General features: G+C 38.9%; 16 protein-coding genes and 2 tRNA genes. 7 read left to right on the forward strand and 11 right to left on the reverse strand.

Annotation, left to right across the window (positions count from 1 at the left end; translation table 11 throughout):
* Positions 1-68: 68 nt before the first annotated feature.
* Both DQ356_RS01320 and DQ356_RS01325 read right to left on the reverse strand, forming a co-directional pair.
* Entirely contained in the window at positions 69-272 is a 204-nt protein-coding gene (locus DQ356_RS01320) for a hypothetical protein (RefSeq protein WP_126723216.1), read from the reverse strand.
* A gap of 93 nt (positions 273-365) precedes the next feature.
* A complete protein-coding gene (locus DQ356_RS01325; RefSeq protein ID WP_114302811.1) occupies positions 366-692 on the reverse strand; it encodes a hypothetical protein in 327 nt (108 codons plus the stop codon).
* A 163-nt stretch (positions 693-855) separates the two neighbouring features.
* On the opposite strand from DQ356_RS01325, the gene DQ356_RS01330 reads away from it, so the two are divergent.
* Together DQ356_RS01330 and DQ356_RS01335 are read left to right on the forward strand one after the other, a co-directional pair.
* A complete protein-coding gene (locus DQ356_RS01330; RefSeq protein WP_114302654.1) occupies positions 856-2,016 on the forward strand; it encodes a hypothetical protein in 1,161 nt (386 codons plus the stop codon).
* Entirely contained in the window at positions 2,000-2,578 is a 579-nt protein-coding gene (locus DQ356_RS01335; RefSeq protein ID WP_228420589.1) for a hypothetical protein, read from the forward strand. The genes DQ356_RS01330 and DQ356_RS01335 overlap by 17 nt, the downstream gene beginning before the upstream one ends.
* Here DQ356_RS01335 and DQ356_RS01340 read toward each other — a convergent pair.
* From DQ356_RS01340 to DQ356_RS01350, 3 genes are read right to left on the reverse strand one after another with little or no spacing between them, the layout of a single operon-like run.
* Positions 2,533-3,102, reverse strand: a complete 570-nt coding sequence (locus DQ356_RS01340; RefSeq protein WP_114302655.1) for a 5-formyltetrahydrofolate cyclo-ligase — start codon at positions 3,100-3,102, stop codon at positions 2,533-2,535. The two genes, DQ356_RS01335 and DQ356_RS01340, sit on opposite strands and share 46 nt — an antisense overlap.
* Before the next feature lies 1 nt (position 3,103).
* Entirely contained in the window at positions 3,104-3,334 is a 231-nt protein-coding gene (locus DQ356_RS01345) for a ferredoxin (RefSeq protein ID WP_114302656.1), read from the reverse strand.
* A 24-nt stretch (positions 3,335-3,358) separates the two neighbouring features.
* Positions 3,359-4,603: a peptidase U32 family protein gene (locus DQ356_RS01350; protein ID WP_114302657.1), complete on the reverse strand. Its 1,245-nt coding sequence runs from the start codon at positions 4,601-4,603 to the stop codon at positions 3,359-3,361.
* A 248-nt stretch (positions 4,604-4,851) separates the two neighbouring features.
* Between DQ356_RS01350 and DQ356_RS01355 the strand changes: the two genes are divergently transcribed.
* Positions 4,852-6,372 (forward strand): trypsin-like peptidase domain-containing protein, encoded by a 1,521-nt coding sequence (locus DQ356_RS01355; RefSeq protein WP_114302658.1) that lies wholly within the window; start codon positions 4,852-4,854, stop codon positions 6,370-6,372.
* 32 nt (positions 6,373-6,404) lie between these two features.
* Here DQ356_RS01355 and DQ356_RS01360 read toward each other — a convergent pair whose 3' ends face one another.
* From DQ356_RS01360 to DQ356_RS01370, 3 genes are all read right to left on the reverse strand, one after another.
* Positions 6,405-6,869 carry a hypothetical protein gene (locus DQ356_RS01360; RefSeq protein WP_114302659.1) on the reverse strand — a complete coding sequence of 155 codons (465 nt, stop codon included), beginning with the start codon at positions 6,867-6,869 and terminating at the stop codon, positions 6,405-6,407.
* 3 nt (positions 6,870-6,872) lie between these two features.
* Positions 6,873-7,250: a RidA family protein gene (locus DQ356_RS01365; RefSeq protein WP_114302660.1), complete on the reverse strand. Its 378-nt coding sequence runs from the start codon at positions 7,248-7,250 to the stop codon at positions 6,873-6,875.
* Between the two features lie 65 nt (positions 7,251-7,315).
* A complete protein-coding gene (locus DQ356_RS01370; RefSeq protein ID WP_114302661.1) occupies positions 7,316-9,907 on the reverse strand; it encodes a putative LPS assembly protein LptD in 2,592 nt (863 codons plus the stop codon).
* A gap of 57 nt (positions 9,908-9,964) precedes the next feature.
* On the opposite strand from DQ356_RS01370, the gene DQ356_RS01375 reads away from it, so the two are divergent.
* The 4 genes from DQ356_RS01375 (at position 9,965) to DQ356_RS01390 (ending at position 11,796) form a co-directional block, all read left to right on the forward strand.
* Entirely contained in the window at positions 9,965-11,251 is a 1,287-nt protein-coding gene (locus DQ356_RS01375) for an N-acetylmuramoyl-L-alanine amidase family protein (RefSeq protein WP_114302662.1), read from the forward strand.
* A gap of 55 nt (positions 11,252-11,306) precedes the next feature.
* Positions 11,307-11,378 (forward strand) — tRNA-Glu (locus tag DQ356_RS01380).
* Positions 11,379-11,459: 81 nt separating this feature from the next.
* Entirely contained in the window at positions 11,460-11,714 is a 255-nt protein-coding gene (gene rpsT / locus DQ356_RS01385; protein WP_114302663.1) for a 30S ribosomal protein S20, read from the forward strand.
* A 10-nt stretch (positions 11,715-11,724) separates the two neighbouring features.
* A tRNA-Glu gene (locus tag DQ356_RS01390) sits at positions 11,725-11,796 on the forward strand.
* Positions 11,797-12,001: 205 nt separating this feature from the next.
* Here DQ356_RS01390 and DQ356_RS01395 read toward each other — a convergent pair.
* The 3 genes from DQ356_RS01395 to rpoB form a co-directional block, all read right to left on the reverse strand.
* Positions 12,002-12,310 carry a DUF3467 domain-containing protein gene (locus DQ356_RS01395; RefSeq protein ID WP_114302664.1) on the reverse strand — a complete coding sequence of 103 codons (309 nt, stop codon included), beginning with the start codon at positions 12,308-12,310 and terminating at the stop codon, positions 12,002-12,004.
* 119 nt (positions 12,311-12,429) lie between these two features.
* Complete coding sequence (gene rpoC, locus DQ356_RS01400; protein WP_114302665.1) at positions 12,430-16,698, reverse strand: DNA-directed RNA polymerase subunit beta'; 4,269 nt, start codon at positions 16,696-16,698, stop codon at positions 12,430-12,432.
* A 145-nt stretch (positions 16,699-16,843) separates the two neighbouring features.
* Positions 16,844-20,680: a DNA-directed RNA polymerase subunit beta gene (gene rpoB, locus DQ356_RS01405; RefSeq protein WP_114302666.1), complete on the reverse strand. Its 3,837-nt coding sequence runs from the start codon at positions 20,678-20,680 to the stop codon at positions 16,844-16,846.
* Positions 20,681-20,806 lie beyond the last annotated feature (126 nt).

A 20,806-nucleotide genomic window follows, 5' to 3' on the forward strand; every position in this document is an offset into this window, starting at 1 on the left:
CGATTTTGGGCATAAAAAAAGAGGCGGATTTCTAAGAAACCAGCCTCTTGTTTTTTACTACGTAAAAATTAGTTTACTTCAACAGTAGCAGAATCAGTTACGATAGTAGCAGAATCAGTTACGATAACTGCAGAATCGTCAACGATTACAGCAGAAGAATCCATAACTTCTACATCCATAGAATCAGCAGAAGTAGTGTCTACAGTTTCAGTTTTTTTACAAGCTACAAGAGCTAAAGCAGCGATACCTGCTACAAATAATGACTTTTTCATAATATTCAATTTGTTTTAATTGTTTTTTTGCGAGTGCAAAAGTAGTTAATATTTATTTTTTTGTTCACTTTTATTTTAAGATTTTTAAAATCTTTATTTTTTTGCTGCTTCAGCTGCTTCTTTTGTTGCATCGGCAGCAGCGTTGGCAGCACCTTTTGCAGCTTCAGCAGCATTTTCTGAAGCTTCTTTTGCAGCATTGGCAGCAGCGACGGAAGTAGCAGCAGCGGCATCGGCGGCTGCATCTACTGAAGCAGTAGCAGCGGAATCCACAACAGATGCGGCAGAGTCTGTAATTATTGCTGCGGAATCAATCATTGAAATTGCTGCGGAATCTTCTGAAGAAGTAGCAACAGTTTCAGATTTTTTGCAAGACACCATGGCTATAACAAGAGCACCAGCGATTAATATTGATTTATTCATTGTATTTATTATTTTGTTGGTTTGATATCGTTCAGCATTTTGAACATGACAAAGGTATCGCAACATTGTAATTTGTTTTAGAAAATTAATTGTAATACATTTGTAAAAGTGATTTACAAACTACCATTACTGATAATCAACTCAATATACATATATCTTACAATTGGCAGATCTGGAGATTTTACATTTTGAGCAACTGAAAACTGAGGTACAAGCTCAATATTTAAAGAGTCACACTCCTTCGCATGATGATATTTCAAAATGGAAGGGGATTGACATTATTTATTTTCAGGAAGATTTAAGAAAATTTGCTAAAGGAAATATTAGCGAAAAGTCGTTTTATACTTATTTTAAAAACAAACCTGTTACTAAGGTTCCTCGCATTGATATGCTTAATTTACTGAGTATTTATGCAGGTTACGCTTCTTGGTACGACTTTAAAAAGAACCATCTTTTTGCGGATGAAATTCTAAAAGAAACTGAGGAACAAACTGAATTTAATCCAGAGGAAGCTGACGAAACGGAAAGAATTTCAATTGATACAGCTATAGCTGAAAAACCGTATATAAAAGAAGCAATAAAGAGTGATATACAAATAAGCACTCCTGATAATCAAAATGTTAGCGACAAAAGCATTTTTTTGGAAACCTATGATACTTCTGAACAAAAACCATTGAAAAAATCGTTAAAGAACTTTATTTTAGGAATTACCACAGGAGTGGCAGCCATCATCGCCGTGATCTTCCTTTGGCAAAGCAAAATTTTCGACACGACTTACTCTTATTGCTTTTATGATGCTGACAGAAACGCTCCGATCCAGAATATGCTGGAGATAAAAGTATTTAAAGAGAATGAATCTCCTCTTTATTACAGAATAAAACCCGGAGAATGTTTTCACTACACTACCAAAGATGAATCGCTCCGAATGCTGATTTCTTCTCCACTACACGAAAATGTGGAAGTGAACAGAAGCCTTGAGAATGCACCACAGGAGGAAAATATAGAACTGAAACCGGACGACTATAAAATGGCCGTAGATTATTTTTCAAAAAAATCTATTCTGGGGAATCCTGAAGAATCTTCATTATTAATCAAGCAGAAACGGAGAGAACTGGAAAACAGAATCAGTGATCAAGCCGTTATTTATCAGGTGTTTGACAGTGATATTTATGGAATAGAAACTTTAGACAAACAAAAATATATTTCTTTGGTTACAACCCCCACTACTTCCCTCAAAAACCTTTCTGTCATTGAAATGAAGACAGATAAAGGGAAAATAGTCTCCATAAAATTTAAAATTACAGAAGATGATGAAAATCCATAAAATATTGTCGCTGCTTTTCTTCGTTGTATTGCTTACAGGATGTAAAAAAGAGGATCAAAATCTGTCTCTGGAACAGGTGAAATACAACTCGAACAAGACAAGTTATCCTACCAACAAAATGGACAGTGCGCAAGCCATCAATAAAATCACGAAGCAAAAAGTGCGGGAAGTGTTGGAACTTTCCATTTTATACAACTCCGGGAATAAAGATACTGATATTGATGATGCTTTGTATAAGCAGATTTTGGGATATTTTCATAAACCGGATTCTACAACAGTGAGAAATCTTCTTACCGAACTCGACAGTTTGCAGGTAAGCAATGTGAATATCAATTCATTTGAAGTAAAAGAACGGTATTTCCGGAATGACACCTTGAATTTTGCGAAGTTTAATGTTGAATATTTTGACAAAAATAAACGGTCGATAGGCAACTATGAGCGAGAAGCGCAATATATTTTGATTCCTGCGGAAATTCAGTTTAAAAAAGAATTCAAGTTTTTCTTTCTTAATTTTTATCAAAAACCTCTGAACGACAGTATTGTTTCAGGCGTCACCAGATGATCTAGGCGAGTATCCCAGTCGGAAACATCTTCAATAATTTCCTGCGGCTGGAAGAATGACAAGCCGACCTTAAGACAGGTTTCGGAAATTCCGAAAAAAAAGCGATCGTAGTATCCTTTTCCGTATCCTACCCTGTTGCCGGTATTGTCACAATATAACAAAGGGGTGATAATGTAATCAAAATCTTTAATCCCCGAATCTACATTACTTGAAGGTTCCGAAATTCCCCACGAGTTGGTTTCCATCTTTGTTTCCCTGTTATATTCCACTGCTATCAGCTGGTTATCAATCATTTTAGGAACGAAAACTTGCGCACCATTAGTCCAGAAATGCGCAATGAACGCATCTGTTTCTATTTCATTCAATTTTGAAATCGTCATAAAAACATGAATCTTCTGGCCTGTCAAAACCGGAAACTCAGACTGGAAATTGTCAAATATTTGTTCTGATAACGTACGGATTTCCATTTCCGACATTTTTTTTCTTTCTTGAAGATATTTTTTTCGCAACTCCTTTTTCGTCATTTTAAACTTCCTTTACTGAAATAATTTTAACCGGACACGCTTTCGCAGCTTTCTCACAAGGCTCCATTGCTGTAGATACCGGTGTTTTCAACGTATAAAATCCTCTCTTTTCCGCTGATCGAAGCAAAACTGATTTTCCGTCTTTTTTTGACATACGAAAATAATCCGGAGCAAATTCCGCACAATAATTACATCCAATACATTTATCGCGCTGTAGCGTTATAATGATCATATTAAATCCTTAAAAAGCTCACAATCAAGCAGGAACAATTTTATATAATTTATCTGATGGCCTTACTCTGAATGCTGTTTTAAAAGTAATAACGTCGGATTTCGATGCTTTGCTGGCTTCTGGTTTTTCATCAACTCTCATTTCATCAATCGTCATTTCCTGCGAACCTGTTGTAGGCCCTTGAATCAGAATTTTATCGCCGACGTTCAAATCATAAGCTTCTATTAAGAATTCTGCAATATTTGCTTTCGGATAAAAATGTCTTCCTTTTCCAATATAAATTTTCTTTTGAGTAGCATTAGAACCGGAGTTCGGTGACCACTCTCCCAATTCCTGCCCAAGATAGTATCCACTCCAAAAACCTCTGTTATAAACTGCTTCCAGTCGCTTCATCCATCCTTCTACTTTCTCTTGGCTGAAAGTTCCGTCATTGATAGCATCTATAGCTTCCCGATAACATTGGGTAACAGTTGCCACATATTCCGGAGCTCTTCCGCGTCCTTCAATTTTCAAAACTTTCACACCAGCGTCTGAGATTTCATCCAAAAATCCTATAGTACAAAGATCTTTTGGCGACATCATATATTCATTATCCAGTTCAATTTCAAAACCGGATTCCTGATCAATGACGGTGTATTTTTTTCTGCAATTTTGTTTGCAAGCCCCTCTGTTAGCGGAAGAATTATGAGAATGCAAACTCAGATAGCATTTCCCTGAAACCGCCATACACAATGCGCCGTGACCGAAGATCTCTATTTCCACAAGATTTCCAGACGGCCCTTTTATCTGTTCTTTCTCAATCTGATCACAAATTTTTCTGATCTGGCTAATGCTCAGCTCGCGGCTCATCACCATCGTATCGGCAAACATGGCATAGAATTTCACCGTTTCGATATTGGTAATATTAATCTGGGTAGAAATATGAATTTCCATCCCGATTTGTCTGGCATAAGCAATAACGGCCTGATCCATCGCTATCACAGCGGTTAAGTCTGCCGATTTGGCTTTATCCAATAGTGTTTTAATAATCGAAAGATCGTGATCGTAAATAATGGTATTCAATGTAAGATAGCTTCTGACACCTTTCTCTTTGCATCGTCTGGAGATTTCTGGAAGATCATCTATAGTGAAATTCATAGTAGCTCTGGCGCGCATATTGAGCTGTTCTACACCAAAATATACTGAATCTGCACCATTATCAATTGCTGCCTGAAGAGATGTAAAATCTCCGGCCGGAGACATCAATTCTATTTTTCCTGTATTTGTCATTCTAAATGAAAAAATTTGTGCAAAGATAAGATATTTAACTGAGGTCAAAATCCTTAGACATTTAGCAAGAGTGCGACAATTTGACAGTATCTTCGACAGATTCTATATATTCTCTTCATAATATAACAAAAAAACTGTTAATTTCTTTCGATATTGTTAAAGTTAAGTTAAAAATGAAACGAATCGGTTTTGAAGCGTACTTATTTAGCATTAAATTTGTTTCAGATACAAGTAAAAAAGAACTATAGATGAAAAATACAATGAAAAAATTACTACCTTATGTAGTGGTAGGTGTGCTTTCAGGTGCAACTACCTTCGGAGCTATTAAATATGTAAGCACTGAAACCGGAAATGGAGATTTCTCTTATTTCACAAAAACTGGCGATAATGCCTCATTTGCCTCCATGAATTCCGTCGCAATGAGTGATGATTTCGTGAAAGCTTCCAAAATGACTGTTCCTGCGGTAGTAACGATAAAAAATTATCAAAATAGAAACGCAGGAAGAAGTTCAGAACAGGATATTTTCGAGTGGTTTTTTGGTGATCCACGAAGAAGCCAAAGACAGCAACAACAACGCCCCGATAATATACCCTCAGGAATGGGTTCCGGTGTCATCATTTCTCCGGATGGATATATTATTTCTAACAATCACGTCGTAGCTGGAGCTAATAAATTGGAAGTAGTTCTCAACAATAAAAAAAGTTATATCGCCACTTTGGTAGGAACCGATCCTAATACGGATATTTCTTTACTAAAAATAGAAGAAAAAGGATTGCCTTATTTGAATTTTGCCAATTCGGATAATGTTCAGGTTGGACAATGGGCTATCGCAGTTGGAAACCCGTTAGGTTTGAACTCCACAGTAACTGCAGGAATTATTTCTGCTACCGGAAGAGGAATTGGGATCTTGGGAAGTCAGGGTGATGCTACGAATCCTATTGAAAGTTTCATACAAACAGATGCTGCCATTAACAGAGGAAATTCCGGAGGAGCTTTAGTAAATCTGAACGGAGATCTGATTGGAATTAATTCAGCTATCGCTTCCACAAGCGGATATTATCAAGGATACGGATTTGCAGTTCCATCCAATCTTGCAAGAAAAATAGTGGAAGACATTAAGAAATTCGGTTTGGTACAGAGAGGATTTTTAGGGGTCAGTTCTCTTGATCTTTCCAATGATCAACATATTGCGGCTTATAACAGAGAAAATAAAACAAATTTAAAAGCCGGACCCGGTATTTATGTAACAGCTGTCAGCGATAATAGTGGTGCTCAGGATGCAGGAATTCGAGTAGGCGATATCATTACGAAAGTCGACAACACCAATATTTCGAGTTTTGGAGATCTTTCCTTTGCTATCGGAAGCAAAAGGCCGGGCGATCTGGTAACAGTGACTTATCTCCGAAACGGAAAAGAAAATAATGCCAGAGTTACACTGAAAGATTTAAAAGGAAATACCACTGCCAGAACCCGCGCAGACCTGACAGTTACCGAAAAAATAGGCGCAGAATTTGAACCTTTGAGCGACCGTTTCAAAACCGATTACGGATTAACCAGCGGTGTGGTAACGAAAAACGTAGTCAGCGGTGGAGAAATGGCGAGAATAGGTGTTGTGGATAATTATATCGTAATTGAAGTCAACGGAAAACCGGTTAACTCACAGAAGGAAATTGAAAATATCCTTAAAAATCATAAAGGAAATGTACAGATCAAATTTGTGGATGAGTTTGGAAGAATCTACACCAAAGGGTTCGCAATGCCAAATTAAACTTTAAAAAATCATTCAAAAAAACGCTTCAGTTATTCTGAAGCGTTTTTTGTTTTTGAAATACTGTTTTTCTTCTTGCTTTTGTTTCGTTCATACAAAACCTCAACTATTTTACCTCCAAACCAAGCAAACGGGAAAAAGGTAAGAAAAATACTGATCTTGTAAAAAGTAGGATGATAAGGGAAAATGATAACATCCAGCATCGCAATAAAAAGCAGAATAAAACCGATTAATATCGCATACGCCACCTTTGCATATTTAACAATTATTGCAGTAATCACGCCGCCTACGACGGAGCCTATACCCGTGAAAATAAGCAGAAAACCAAAAAAGCTGCCGTCATCTTCTACACTTCTGAGAAATGTTCCCCAGTTTTCAAATGGCAGATATTCATCAAAGGTAATCCACCTCGGATTCATACGGATTCCAAGGGTTATGATGAGCAATGCTGCTGCAAGTCCTAAAATAACTGCAAATGTATTGCGAAGGAAGTTCATTAATTACTGATGGGCGATCATTGAAATTTCAACATCTACATTTTTCGGAAGGCAGGACACCTGAACAGTTTCCCGGGCCGGATAACTTCCTTCCTCCAGATACGATGCATAAATCCCGTTCATCACCGCAAAATCATCCATATTTTTAAGAAAAATAGTGGCTTTCACTACATTTTTAAAACTCATTCCGGCTTCTTCCAAGATAGCTTTTAAGTTTTTCATCACCTGATGTGTGGAATCTTCTATACCTTCCATCAGTTTTCCTGTTTCTGGATCAGCAGGAATTTGTCCTGAAACATAAAGAATACCCTTCGCCAAATTTGCCTGAGAATAAGGCCCGATAGCAGCAGGTGCGTGTGGTGTAGAAATTATTTTTTTCATAATCTTAATTCTATTGAATTTGCAAAGATAAAACTAATAATGAATACAGACTTGTTCGTTTCAAATTAAAAAGGCGCATTAGGCTGTGTAAAACTTCGGTCTTCGTATTTCAGTGCATCGCTCAGGATGTTGGCTTTGATGCCAATAAAAAAATCATACACTTTGTATTGCCCGAAAGGAACCCAATTAAAATTGATGGTGAAACTGCGCTGATCTCTGGAAATCCCGATGCGCGTATAGGCCAGCTCTTTGGTCATAATATCATAATGGGTGCTGCCGTTAATATTCCAATACGGAGTTAGTGCAATACTGCCGTCTAAACCAACGGAAGCCACTTTGTTCCCGAACTGTGTTTGGGTTCTCGTATAAGCATAATTGGCATTGATGTTCAGTGTCCATGGCTGATGAAATCTCGCGTAATAATCATCATCAAAATAATAATTCTCATTCCGAATTTCACCTTTCATTTTATATTTTTCCGAAAGTTCTTCTTTTTCGCCAAAAATAGCTTCACTCAACGGATAAGACAACTGCAGATTGAAACCCTGAACACTAAAATGTCCGAAATTTTCAGTACGAAAGTTTCTGTTCTCGTCCGGAAGGAAAAGGATCTGATAAGGATCAATCGTAAGGCTGGAATTGAGGCTCAATTTATTGTCAAAAAAAGAGGATTGTCCATTGAGGGTAATCAGAGACCAGCGGTGGTTGGGTGCTGCGAAATTATAATTTCCACTGATGTTGAGCGATTCAAAAATTTTAATTTTCTTCACTCCGGTAGAATCATTTTTAGAAGCCACTTTTATCTCGAGATTATTCCCGATATTAAAATTAACTGCACCTACCATTCCGGAAGTTGGCGAACCAATGATTCCTCCCTCAAAAATGGAATACGGCGTCAGCGCACCTACAGCATCATAATAATTATTAAAATAACCGAAAGAAGGCTTCCCGAAATCCGGCGAATAGGTAAATCCAACACTCGGCGTGACCATATGCCTGATCCCTTGAATTTTAGATCCCGCTTTGAAAATTTTGGTTCCGTACAAGGTAGTCTGAAGGCTGGTATTCGTAGAAAATGTAGAATATCCCGCAATATTATTGTATGTGATATTATCCACACGGTTGGTGATAGGATTATAGCGTTTGGTGATTGTTTTGGTAGTAAGTGCGTTGTCAATATTTGCGCCCAGCGAGAAAGTGAAATATTTGGCTATTGTAGTATTAGTACCCAAAGCTATATTATTTTTCAAACCTGTCTGCATTTTTTTCCACATCGCATCGGTGAATATTTCACCTTCATTGGTGGTCACAAAGTTATTAACATTAAATCCGGTATTCACGGTAATATTTTCCAATAATCCTTGCCTGACTCCGGTTTTGGGTTTGAAAAGGTAAAACTGATTCACCGCAACATTCAGCTCCGGAAGCCTCATATCACCTTGCCCGGTTGCGAAGTTCTGTGCATACCTTGCGGAGCCTGTAATGGTAATAGGAAGCGTCAGGAACCTTTTTGTAACGCTGATGCTGGAGTTCTGCTGACTGTTAAGGACATTCTGATTGAAAATATAATTATTATTGATGGTATTATTATAAAACTGGGAACTTACCAGATTCACAGAAGCACTGAAATTCAGTAGCGGGTTCGCCTTCGTATCCTGACTGTGTGTCCATGAAAGGCTGTAGGTATTGGTTTTACTATAATCATCCAGCCCCTGAATTCCTCTGATTGTAGAGCCAATATCGGCAGCAAAGTTTCCGGAATAACGGTATTTCTTGATATAATTCATCTGAGGGCGCAGATTCCAACTTCCTTTCGTATAGAAATCCGCCATAATTTTTAGGTCAAAATGTTCACCAATAGGTTGATAATATCCAAAATTATTAAAGAAAAAACCCACATCTTGGCGTTCACCAAAACTTGGAATCAGAATTCCCGCAGAACGTTTATCGGAAAAAGGAAGAATGGCAAATGGCAAGATAAGCGGTGTGGGAACTTGTTCCACATACATTTGAATCGGGCCTGTAACCACTTGTGAAGACTGTCTTCCTTTGATAAGTTTAATATTCGGAGCCAAAAGATGGTAATCTGCCAACGAGTCTTTTTTCGCCAGAAAATATTCATCTGTAGTATAAAGTCCTCTTCTCATGAAGAAAACAGAATCATTATATTTTTTGGTTTTCTGGGCCACAATTACTCCTTCGCTTTCTTCGGTTCGTGCGTTATAAGCAATAGCTTGGCGGGTTTTAAAATTATATTGAAAATCTCTGTATTCGTAAGGCTTTCCCCCTTGTGTTGCCACTGCAGTGCCAATGATTCTTCCGGTAGAATCCACTTCCCCGCGGGCGTAAATTTCATTCCGGCTCCAGTCGATACGAATATAATCTGCATCAATCTGCATATCTTGATACCGAACCTGGGCATTTTTATTCAGATAGGTCATTTTCATATTATTATGAAAATCTGTCCTTTCGCTGTCCGCTTTGGTACGTACAATATCATCCAACTGTTCCTGTTGAATACGTAGTGTATCTGCAGTGCGAACGGTATCATTAACCACCTTATTTTCAGACAAATTTTGAGCGTTAAGCTGTGCTAAAAAATTGTTAAAAATTAGGATAATTAAAATATGTAATATACTTTTGAAGCCGGTTTTGATTTTCTGTTATTTTTCTGTTTCAGATGCCAAAATTAAAATAATTTTTAAGATTTGAAGATGATAACGAGATTTTGTTCTAAAAAATATTTTTTCCTTTTTTGCCTCTTTATATTTCCTTTTATAACAGCACAGAAAAAATTCACGATCGTCTTGGATGCGGGACACGGCGGTAATGATCACGGTGCTGCAAGAAAGTATGACGGCTTAGGATATATTGCAGAAAAAGACATCACCCTTTCGGTAGTATTAAAAATCGGAAGAATGCTGGAAAGAGATAAAGACTTCAAAGTAATTTACACCCGTAAAACAGATGTATACCCTTCATTAACAGAGAGAACCAATCTAGCCAACAGAAGTAAAGCGGATCTTTTCATTTCCGTACATGTAAACGCCAGTCATAAAACTGCGCCTTACGGAACCGAAACTTTCGTACAAGGCCCGGACCAAAACAAAACCAATTTGGAAGTCGCTAAAGCAGAAAATGATGTGATTTTTCTGGATGCGCAGGACAGAGCTACATTTGCCTCTTATGATCCCACTTCTCCTGAATCTCTGATTGCATTGAAACTTCAGCAAAGCAAATACCTGGAAAGCAGCCTTGTTTTTGGCGGAATGGTAGAAGATAATTTCGTGAATAAGGACAAGCGGTTTTCCCGGGGAGTGAAACAACAAAATCTGCACGTTCTCCGGATGAATGCTATGCCTTCTGTATTAATAGAGCTTGGATTTGTGAGTAATTATGATGAAGCACAATACTTGGCTTCTGATAAAGGCCAAAATGAATCCGCTGAAAGTATCTACAATGCAATCCTTAGTTATAAAAAAGCGAGAGACAAAAAAAGCGGCAGTGAAATCGCTGCTAAAGAAACGGTAAAACCAAAAGAACAACCCCTGAAAAATGACTTCAGGATTTTGCTCATGAGTACTCCTATAAAGTATAATTATGGAGATCCTATTTTCAAAGGGCTTAATTATATTCTTCCAATTAAAGAAAATAATATTTACAAGTACTATTACAGCGTTTCCAATTTCGCCTCCATTCGGGATGCCAATCTGAAAACAGCCCGTGATGCAGGTTTCAAAAACGCCTATGCGGTAGGGTTTGTCCCGGATCAGGCGCTAAGCAATGGACATTATACCCTCGAACTGTATGTTGGGAAAGACAAGCTTTCCAGCGATTCTTACATCTTAAAATCCCTGAAAGACACCAAACGTGAGAAAGTAAGCGGATTATTTTACTATACTTACGGAAATGTAAAAACCTTGGAAGAAATAGTTCAAATACAGAAAGCCTTGGAAGAAAAAGGCATCAAGAACTCTGTAATTCAGAAAGTATCCAAATAAGCAAATATATTTTCGGGCTCGACAAATTATCATTAATTTTGCATTCCGAATTTTTGGCCTATTCGTCTAGTGGTTAGGACTCAAGATTTTCATTCTTGCAACAGGGGTTCGATTCCCCTATAGGCTACAAATTTTAGTAAAAATTAGAAAATAAATTTGCAGGATTAAAAATTAGTTATATCTTTGCACGCACAATTGAGAAGCAATTATGGCAAATCATAAATCAGCATTAAAGAGAATCAGACAGAACGCAGCCAAAAGACTGCGCAACAGGTATTACAATAAAACTGCAAGGACAGCTTTAAAGCAATTAAGAAATGAAGAAGATAAAAAATTGGCAACCGAACAACTGCCAAAAGTAATCTCTTTATTAGACAGGCTTGCTAAAAAGAACATTATCCACAAAAATAAGGCAGCCAACCTGAAAAGCAAACTTACAAAACGCGTTAATAAATTAGCTTAATTTATAAAGCGGCCCGTTCGTCTATCGGTTAGGACTCAAGATTTTCATTCTTGCAAGAGGGGTTCGATTCCCCTACGGGCTACTAAATCTATCAACCTTTGATCTTCGGATTGAAGGTTTTTTTTATTGACTCAAGTCCCAACCTTCAAATTTTCTTCAATGAATTTCTAGAAATCTTTCTATATCCAAACCATCCAGATATAAAGGTTTAATGAATGAATGAATTGTAAATAGAAATCCCAGCCATAAATGACCGGGATTTATCATGAATAGAGAACGCTTAAATATTAAGCATTCACATTATTATTCTGTCCAAGAACAAAAGGCTCTACTTCTTTTATTTCGCCGAATTGTTGCTCATAGTTGGCGATATTCTGCTGAAGGGCAGCCATCACTCTTTTGGCATGTAACGGAGCTAGAATCACTCTGGATCTCACGTTTGCCTGCTGTACGCCTGGCATAAGTTGGATAAAATCCAAAACAAATTCGGACGGTGAGTGGTTTACCAGCGCAAGGTTGCAATATACCCCTGCTGCCACCATTTCGTTTAGATTAATGTTGATGTTGTTTGGATCTTGGTTTTGATTGTTGTCCATTTTTTAATTATTTTAAATTATAGATTTCGATTTTTCTAAAGATAATAGACTAACAGATAATAGAAATTAGCGTAAATGCACGGTATAAAATCTATTATCTGTCTGTCTATACTCCACTATTAATTAATATCTTCAAATTCCTTCTTGGAACCAACGATCACGTTCTGATACTCTTTCAAACCTGTACCGGCAGGAATTTTATGTCCTACGATTACATTTTCTTTCAGTCCGCTCAGTTCATCTACTTTTCCGGAAACTGCTGCTTCGTTCAACACTTTTGTAGTTTCCTGGAACGATGCCGCTGACATGAAAGATTTGGTTTGAAGGGCAGCTCTTGTGATCCCTTGCAATACAGGAACCGCAGTAGCCGGAAGAGCTTCTCTCACTTCTACCAACTGCAGATCTTCCCGCTTCAACTTAGAATTTTCGTCTCTCAATTCTCTTGCTGTAATCATCTGACCTGGTTTAAATTCTTTCGAATCACCCGCGTCTACAACTACTTTCATTCCGAAAATACGGTTGTTTTCTACAAGGAAATCATATTTATGCTCCAGTGATGCTTCCAGGAATTGGGTATCTCCTCCATCCACGATTTCTACTTTGGTCATCATCTGTCTTACAATGATTTCAAAATGTTTATCGTCGATTTTCACACCTTGCAAACGGTACACTTCCTGAATTTCATTTACCAGATATTCCTGAACGGCTGTTGGGCCTTTAATTTTCAGGATATCTTCCGGCGTGATAGAGCCGTCAGAAAGTGGTGAACCTGCGCGGACAAAGTCGTTTTCCTGTACAAGAATCTGGTTGGAAAGTTTCACCAAATAGATCTTTCTTTCTCCAGTTTTTGCTTCTACAATCAATTCTCGGTTACCTCTCTTGATTTTTCCGTAAGAAACTACACCGTCAATTTCCGTAACTACAGCTGGATTTGAAGGATTTCTCGCTTCGAATAATTCGGTAACTCTCGGAAGACCTCCGGTAATATCTCCAGCTTTTGCTGATTTTCTCGGGATTTTAATCATTACCTTACCTGCCTTGATCTTCTCTCCGTCGTTTACCATCAAGTGGGCTCCGACAGGCAAGTTGTAAGATTTAAACTCTTCACCTTTCGAATCTACTACTCTTAATGTAGGTACCGCTTTTTTATTTCTTGATTCTGAAATTACTTTCTCCTCAAAACCGGTTTGTTCGTCAATTTCCAATTGGAAAGAAACACCCTGAATGATGTCTTCGTATTCTACTTTACCTGCAGATTCTGCGATGATAACCGCGTTATACGGATCCCATTTTGCGATAAGATCTCCTCTTTTAACTTTATCACCGGGCTTTACAGAAAGTGAAGCACCATAAGGAAGGTTGGCCACCATCAATGGTGTCCTGTTTTCGTTATCAGCTACCAAACGGAATTCCGTGGAGCGGGAGACGACCACTTCGTGCTTCTCACCGAATTCATTTTCTGAAGTTACGGTTCTTACTTCGTCCATTTCCACGATACCGTCTCGACGTGCAACAATGGAAGGATTTTCCGAAACGTTACCTGCAGTACCACCTTGGTGGAAGGTTCTCAGTGTCAACTGCGTTCCCGGTTCACCAATGGACTGAGCGGCAATTACCCCAACAGCTTCACCCATGTGAATAGGTTTCCCAGTGGCAAGGTTTCTACCGTAACATTTCGCACAGATTCCTTTTTTTGCTTCACAAGTTAGCGGAGAACGAACCTCAACGGTTTCAATTCCAGCCTGTTCAAGATCTTTAGCAAAGGTTTCGTTGATAATTGTATCTGCATTGACAATCAAATCATCCGTTTCTGGATGATACACGTCATGAAGAGAAACTCTCCCTAAAATTCTCTCGGAAAGTTTTTCTACAATCTCATCATTTTTCTTGAGTGCAGCTACCTCAGTTCCTCTTAGTGTTCCACAATCTTCCTCTGTAATGATAACATCCTGAGCGACATCCACCAGCCTTCTGGTCAAATAACCAGCATCGGCAGTTTTAAGAGCGGTATCCGCAAGACCTTTACGGGCACCGTGAGTAGAAATAAAGTATTCCAAAATTGACAAACCTTCTTTAAAGTTGGCCACAATCGGGTTTTCAATAATTTCAGCACCTGTAGATCCGGCTTTTTGTGGCTTTGCCATCAAACCTCTCATCCCTGATAACTGACGGATTTGTTCTTTAGAACCTCTCGCACCGGAATCCAGCATCATGTACACAGAATTGAATCCGCCTTGGTCGGTTTTCATTCTGCTCATGATCATTTCTGTCAATCCTGCGTTGGTGTTCGTCCAAACATCAATTACTTGGTTGTATCTTTCGGTGTCTGTAATGAGACCCATGTTATAGTTTGCCTTAATTTCGTCTACATTTTCAACTGCAGAGGCAATCATGGTTTTCTTTTCAGCCGGAATTACTATATCTCCCAGAGAGAAAGAAAGTCCTCCTTTGAAAGCGTTGGAATATCCCAAATCTTTCATATCATCTAGAAACTGCACCGTAGTCGGAAAATCGGTATCGGCAAGAATTCTGCCGATAACATTTCTCAACGATTTCTTGGTAAGGAGTTCATTGAAGAAACCAACTTCTTTCGGAACAATCTGGTTAAAAAGGATTCTACCTACCGTCGTTTCGATAAGTTTTGTCACCAATTCGCCTCCTTCTTTGATAGGCAAACGGCATCTTACTTTAGCATTTAATGAAACTTTTCCTTCAGCATAAGCAATTTCTGCTTCTTCTGGAGAATAGAATGCCAACCCTTCACCTTTTATCTTGTGATTTTCATCGGATGAAGAAGCTTCTTTGGTCATGAAATAAAGACCCAAAACCATGTCCTGAGAAGGTACCGTAATCGGAGAACCGTTGGCCGGGTTCAGAATGTTCTGCGAACCCAACATCAATAACTGTGCTTCCAGAATTGCTTCCGGGCCAAGTGGTAAGTGAACCGCCATTTGGTCACCATCAAAGTCGGCGTTGAAAGCCGTGGTAACCAATGGGTGAAGCTGAATTGCTTTCCCTTCGATCATCTTCGGTTGGAACGCTTGGATACCCAAACGGTGAAGTGTAGGCGCCCTGTTCAGAAGAACAGGATGTCCTTTCATCACGTTCTCAAGAATGTCATAAACAACAGGTTCTTTTCTGTCGATAATTCTCTTGGCTGATTTTACGGTTTTTACAATTCCTCTTTCGATCAATTTTCTGATGATAAACGGTTTGTAGAGTTCCGCAGCCATATCTTTAGGAATTCCGCACTCATGAAGTTTCAGGTTTGGTCCTACAACAATCACGGAACGTGCTGAATAGTCCACCCTTTTACCCAATAAGTTCTGACGGAAACGGCCTTGCTTACCTTTCAATGAATCTGAAAGTGATTTCAATGGCCTGTTGGATTCTGATTTTACAGCAGAAGATTTTCTCGTATTATCGAAGAGCGAATCTACCGCTTCCTGAAGCATCCGCTTTTCGTTTCTCAAAATAACTTCCGGAGCTTTGATTTCCAAAAGTCTCTTCAAGCGGTTGTTACGGATGATTACTCTTCTATAAAGGTCATTCAAATCGGAAGTTGCAAAACGCCCTCCATCCAATGGAACCAATGGTCTCAGTTCAGGCGGAATGATCGGAAGAACCCTCATAATCATCCATTCCGGACGGTTGATCATTCTGGTATTAGCACCTCTTAAAGCTTCAACTACGTTCAGTCTTTTAAGGGCTTCTGTTCTTCTTTGTTTAGAACCTTCATTGTGTGCTTTGTGTCTCAGATCGAAAGACAATGCATCCAGATCGATTCTTTTTAATAATTCCTCAACGGCTTCAGCACCCATTTTTGCAATAAATTTGTTTGGGTCAGCATCATCAAGATATTGATTTTCAACAGGAAGTGTTTCCAGAACGTCCAGATATTCTTCTTCTGTTAGAAACTCCATTTCATCGAAATCGGAACCGTCAGCTTTTTTAGCCATACCCTGCTGAATAACGACATATCTTTCATAATAGATAATCATATCCAGTTTTTTGGATGGCAAGCCTAAAAGATAACCGATTTTATTCGGTAAAGAACGGAAATACCATATGTGTGCAATAGGAACTACCAAGCCGATGTGGCCTATTCTTTCTCTACGTACTTTTTTCTCGGTTACTTCTACACCACAACGGTCGCACACGATACCTCTGTAACGGATACGCTTATATTTTCCGCAGGCACATTCGTAATCCTTCACAGGACCGAATATTTTCTCGCAGAACAACCCGTCTCTCTCGGGCTTGTGCGTTCTGTAGTTGATGGTTTCCGGCTTCAGAACCTCTCCTCTGGATTCCTGAAGTATAGATTCCGGTGAAGCCAAACCGATGGTGATTTTGTTAAATCTGCTTGATTTATTTTTATTTGACATATTATTCAAATGTATTTTAATATTAAAAAGTAATTTATGGTTTGTATTAAAAATTCCTTCGATAAGCTCAGGATGACATCTCTAATACTAATCGTTTTAAAATGAATGCTGTAAGGCTGAGCCTGCTGAAGCGATTCACCTTAAATTACTCTTCTAGTCTCACATCCAGACCAAGACCCTGCAGTTCGTGCAACAATACGTTGAAAGATTCAGGAATTCCAGGTTCTGGCATTGCTTCACCTTTGGCGATGGCTTCATAAGTTTTCGCTCTACCAATCACGTCATCAGACTTCACGGTTAAGATTTCTCTCAGGATGTTGGATGCACCAAATGCTTCCAGAGCCCAAACTTCCATCTCCCCGAAACGCTGTCCACCGAATTGCGCTTTACCACCGAGTGGTTGCTGCGTAATCAATGAATAAGGACCGATGGAACGTGCGTGCATCTTGTCATCCACCATGTGGCCTAATTTCAACATATAAATCACACCTACAGTTGCCGGTTGTGTGAATCTTTCACCGGTTCCACCGTCGTACAGATAGGTACTTCCGTATCTTGGCAAACCTGCTTCATCCGTATATTTCGTGATGTCATCCAATGATGCACCGTCGAAAATCGGAGTAGCAAACTTAAGACCCAGTTTTTGACCGGCCCATCCAAGAACAGTTTCATAAATCTGTCCGATGTTCATACGGGAAGGTACGCCTAGTGGATTCAAAATGATATCTACTGGTGTTCCGTCTTCCAGGAACGGCATATCTTCTTCACGAACAATACGTGAAACAATACCTTTGTTACCGTGACGCCCTGCCATTTTATCACCAACGTTCAGTTTACGTTTTTTAGCGACATAAACTTTGGCAAGTTTCATGATTCCTGCAGGAAGTTCATCCCCGATGGAAACAGCAAATTTCTCTCTGTTTTTCACACCGGCAATGTCATTATACTTGATTTTATAGTTATGAATCAATTGTTTGATAAGATTATTCTTGTCATTATCAACCGTCCAGTCGGAACCGCTAACATTCACATAATCTTCAACACTTTGTAACAATTTGGTAGAAAATTTAACTCCTTTTCCAATGATTTCTTCACTCAAATCGTTATTCACGCCTTGTGAAGTTTTCCCATTAACCAAAGTTCCAAGTTTTTCGATCAGCGTATTTCTTAAATCATCGAATTTTGCTTTGTAGTCGTTTTCGATTTCTTCCAATTTAAGTTTTTCTTCCGCTCTTTTCTTTTTATCCTTGATATTTCTAGAGAACAGCTTTTTGTTGATCACCACTCCTCTTAATGAAGAATCTGCTTTCAGGGAAGCATCTTTCACATCGCCGGCTTTATCACCAAAGATCGCTCTCAGTAATTTTTCTTCCGGTGTAGGATCAGATTCACCTTTAGGCGTAATTTTACCGATCATAATGTCGCCAGGCTTCACGTCGGCTCCAATTCTAATCATACCGTTTTCATCAAGGTCTTTGGTAGCCTCTTCAGAGATATTCGGGATATCTGCTGTGAGTTCTTCCATTCCTAATTTGGTATCACGAACTTCAAGAGAATATTCATCTACGTGAATCGACGTAAACCAGTCCTCACGAACCACTTTTTCGTTAATTACGATGGCATCCTCAAAGTTATATCCTTTCCAAGGCATGAATGCTACGGTAAGGTTTCTACCCAACGCCAACTCTCCATCTTCAGTTGCATAACCGTCGCAAAGTACCTGCCCTTCATGAACTTTATTGCCTACTCTTACGTTTGGCCTCAAAGTGATGGTTGTACCTTGGTTGGTTTTTCTGAATTTGGTTAGATTATAAGTTTTAGTTGCTGATTCGAAGCTTACAATGTCTTCATCTTCACTTCTGTCATATTTAATAACAATTTTATCAGCATCTACATATTCTACAATTCCGGATCCTTCTGCATTAATCAGAATTCTGGAATCTTTTGCTACTTGTTTTTCAAGACCTGTTCCTACAATCGGCGCATCCGGCATCAATAATGGCACTGCCTGACGCATCATGTTGGATCCCATCAAGGCACGGTTCGCATCGTCATGTTCCAAAAACGGAATCAAGGATGCAGAAATACCGGAAATCTGATTTGGAGCAATATCGATAAGGTCTACCTGCTGAGGTTCAACTACAGGATAATCACCATCCAAACGGGCAATAATTCTGTCTGTTACGAACACTCCGTCTTCGTTCAGGTCAACGTTAGCTTGTGCGATAACCTTATCCTCTTCATCTTCTGCATTCAGATATATCGGTTTCGCCTTCAGATCTACTTTTCCGTTCTCTACTTTTCTGTAGGGTGTTTCAATAAACCCTAAGTTGTTGATTTTCGCATAGATACCTAACGAGGAAATCAAACCGATGTTCGGTCCTTCCGGAGTTTCAATCGGACAGATTCTTCCGTAGTGCGTATGGTGAACATCTCGAACCTCGAAACCTGCTCTTTCTCTTGAAAGGCCACCAGGCCCTAAAGCCGACAATCTTCTCTTATGTGTGATTTCCGACAAGGGGTTCGTTTGGTCCATAAACTGAGAAAGCTGATTGGTACCAAAGAAAGAGTTGATTACGGAGGTTAATGTCTTCGCATTCACCAAATCAACTGGCGTAAAGATCTCGTTATCACGCACATTCATTCTCTCGCGAATTGTTCTTGCAATTCTGGAAAGACCTACGCCGAATTGTCCTGCCAACTGCTCACCAACTGTTTTAATCCTTCTGTTAGAAAGATGGTCAATATCGTCCACCTCCGCTTTAGAGTTGGCCAACTCAATAAGGTGGCGAACAATAGCGATGATGTCGTCCTTGGTTAGAACTTCTGTGGTTTCAGGGATATTTAATCCTAATTTTTTGTTCAGACGGTAACGCCCAACCTCACCTAATGAATATCTTTGTTCAGAAAAGAATAATTTCTCAATAATTCCTCTTGCCGTTTCCTCATCTGGCGGATCTGCATTTCTCAGCTGACGGTAGATATATTCCACAGCCTCTTTTTCAGAGTTTGTAGGATCTTTTTGTAATGTATTCTGGATAATAGAAAATTCATTTGAGTTTTCTTTATGAATCAAGATTGACTTCACGCCAGCTTCCAAAATGATATCAATATGTTCTTTCTCAAGAACCGTTTCTCTTTCAAGGATAATTTCATTTCTTTCGATAGAAACAACTTCTCCTGTATCTTCGTCTACGAAATCTTCAAACCAAGTGTTCAAAACTCGCGCAGCCAAAGTTCTGCCTTCTACTTTTTTAAGAGCAGCTTTAGAAACTTTCACTTCTTCTGCAAGATCGAAAATCTGAAGAATATCCTTATCAGATTCAAAACCGATGGCTCTCAGTAAAGTAGTAAGAGGTAATTTTTTCTTACGGTCAATATACGCATACATTACGTTGTTGATATCCGTAGTAAATTCCATCCAGGAACCTTTGAAAGGGATAATTCTTGAATAATAAAGTTTGGTACCGTTGGCGTGGTAAGTCTGTCCGAAGAATACCCCCGGCGACCTGTGCAACTGTGTTACGATAACACGCTCTGCTCCGTTGATAATGAACGAACCTGAAGGCGTCATATACGGAACCGGGCCTAAATAAACATCCTGAATCACGGTTTGGAAATCCTCGTGCTCAGGGTCTGTACAATACAGCTTTAGTCTCGCTTTCAATGGAACGGAGTAGGTTAATCCTCTTTCCACACACTCATCGATTGAGTAACGAGGGGAATCTACCAGATAATCCAAAAACTCTAATACAAATTGATTTCTGGAATCGGTAATCGGAAAATTTTCCTGAAAGGTTTTGTAAAGCCCTTCATTCACTCTATCTTCCGGAAGGGTATCCAGCTGAAAGAAATCTGTGAAAGAGGCCAACTGCACATCCAGAAAATCCGGTGCTACAATACGTCCTTTGGCAGAGGAAAAGTTGATCCTTTCCTTAGCCGAAAGTTCTGCAGTGTTTTTTGTTGCTTTAGATTTACTCATAAAGTAATAAAAAAATTGTTGGGGTTAAAAAATATTTTGTTCACACAAAAAATATCAGAAAAGACGGGAGAAAAAGAGGAAACAGAAAAGACTGAACTGAAGTTATCCGTTTGCAGAAAAATAGTC

The sequence above is a fragment of the Chryseobacterium lacus genome, assembly GCF_003336205.1.
Lineage (GTDB): Bacteria > Bacteroidota > Bacteroidia > Flavobacteriales > Weeksellaceae > Chryseobacterium_A > Chryseobacterium_A lacus.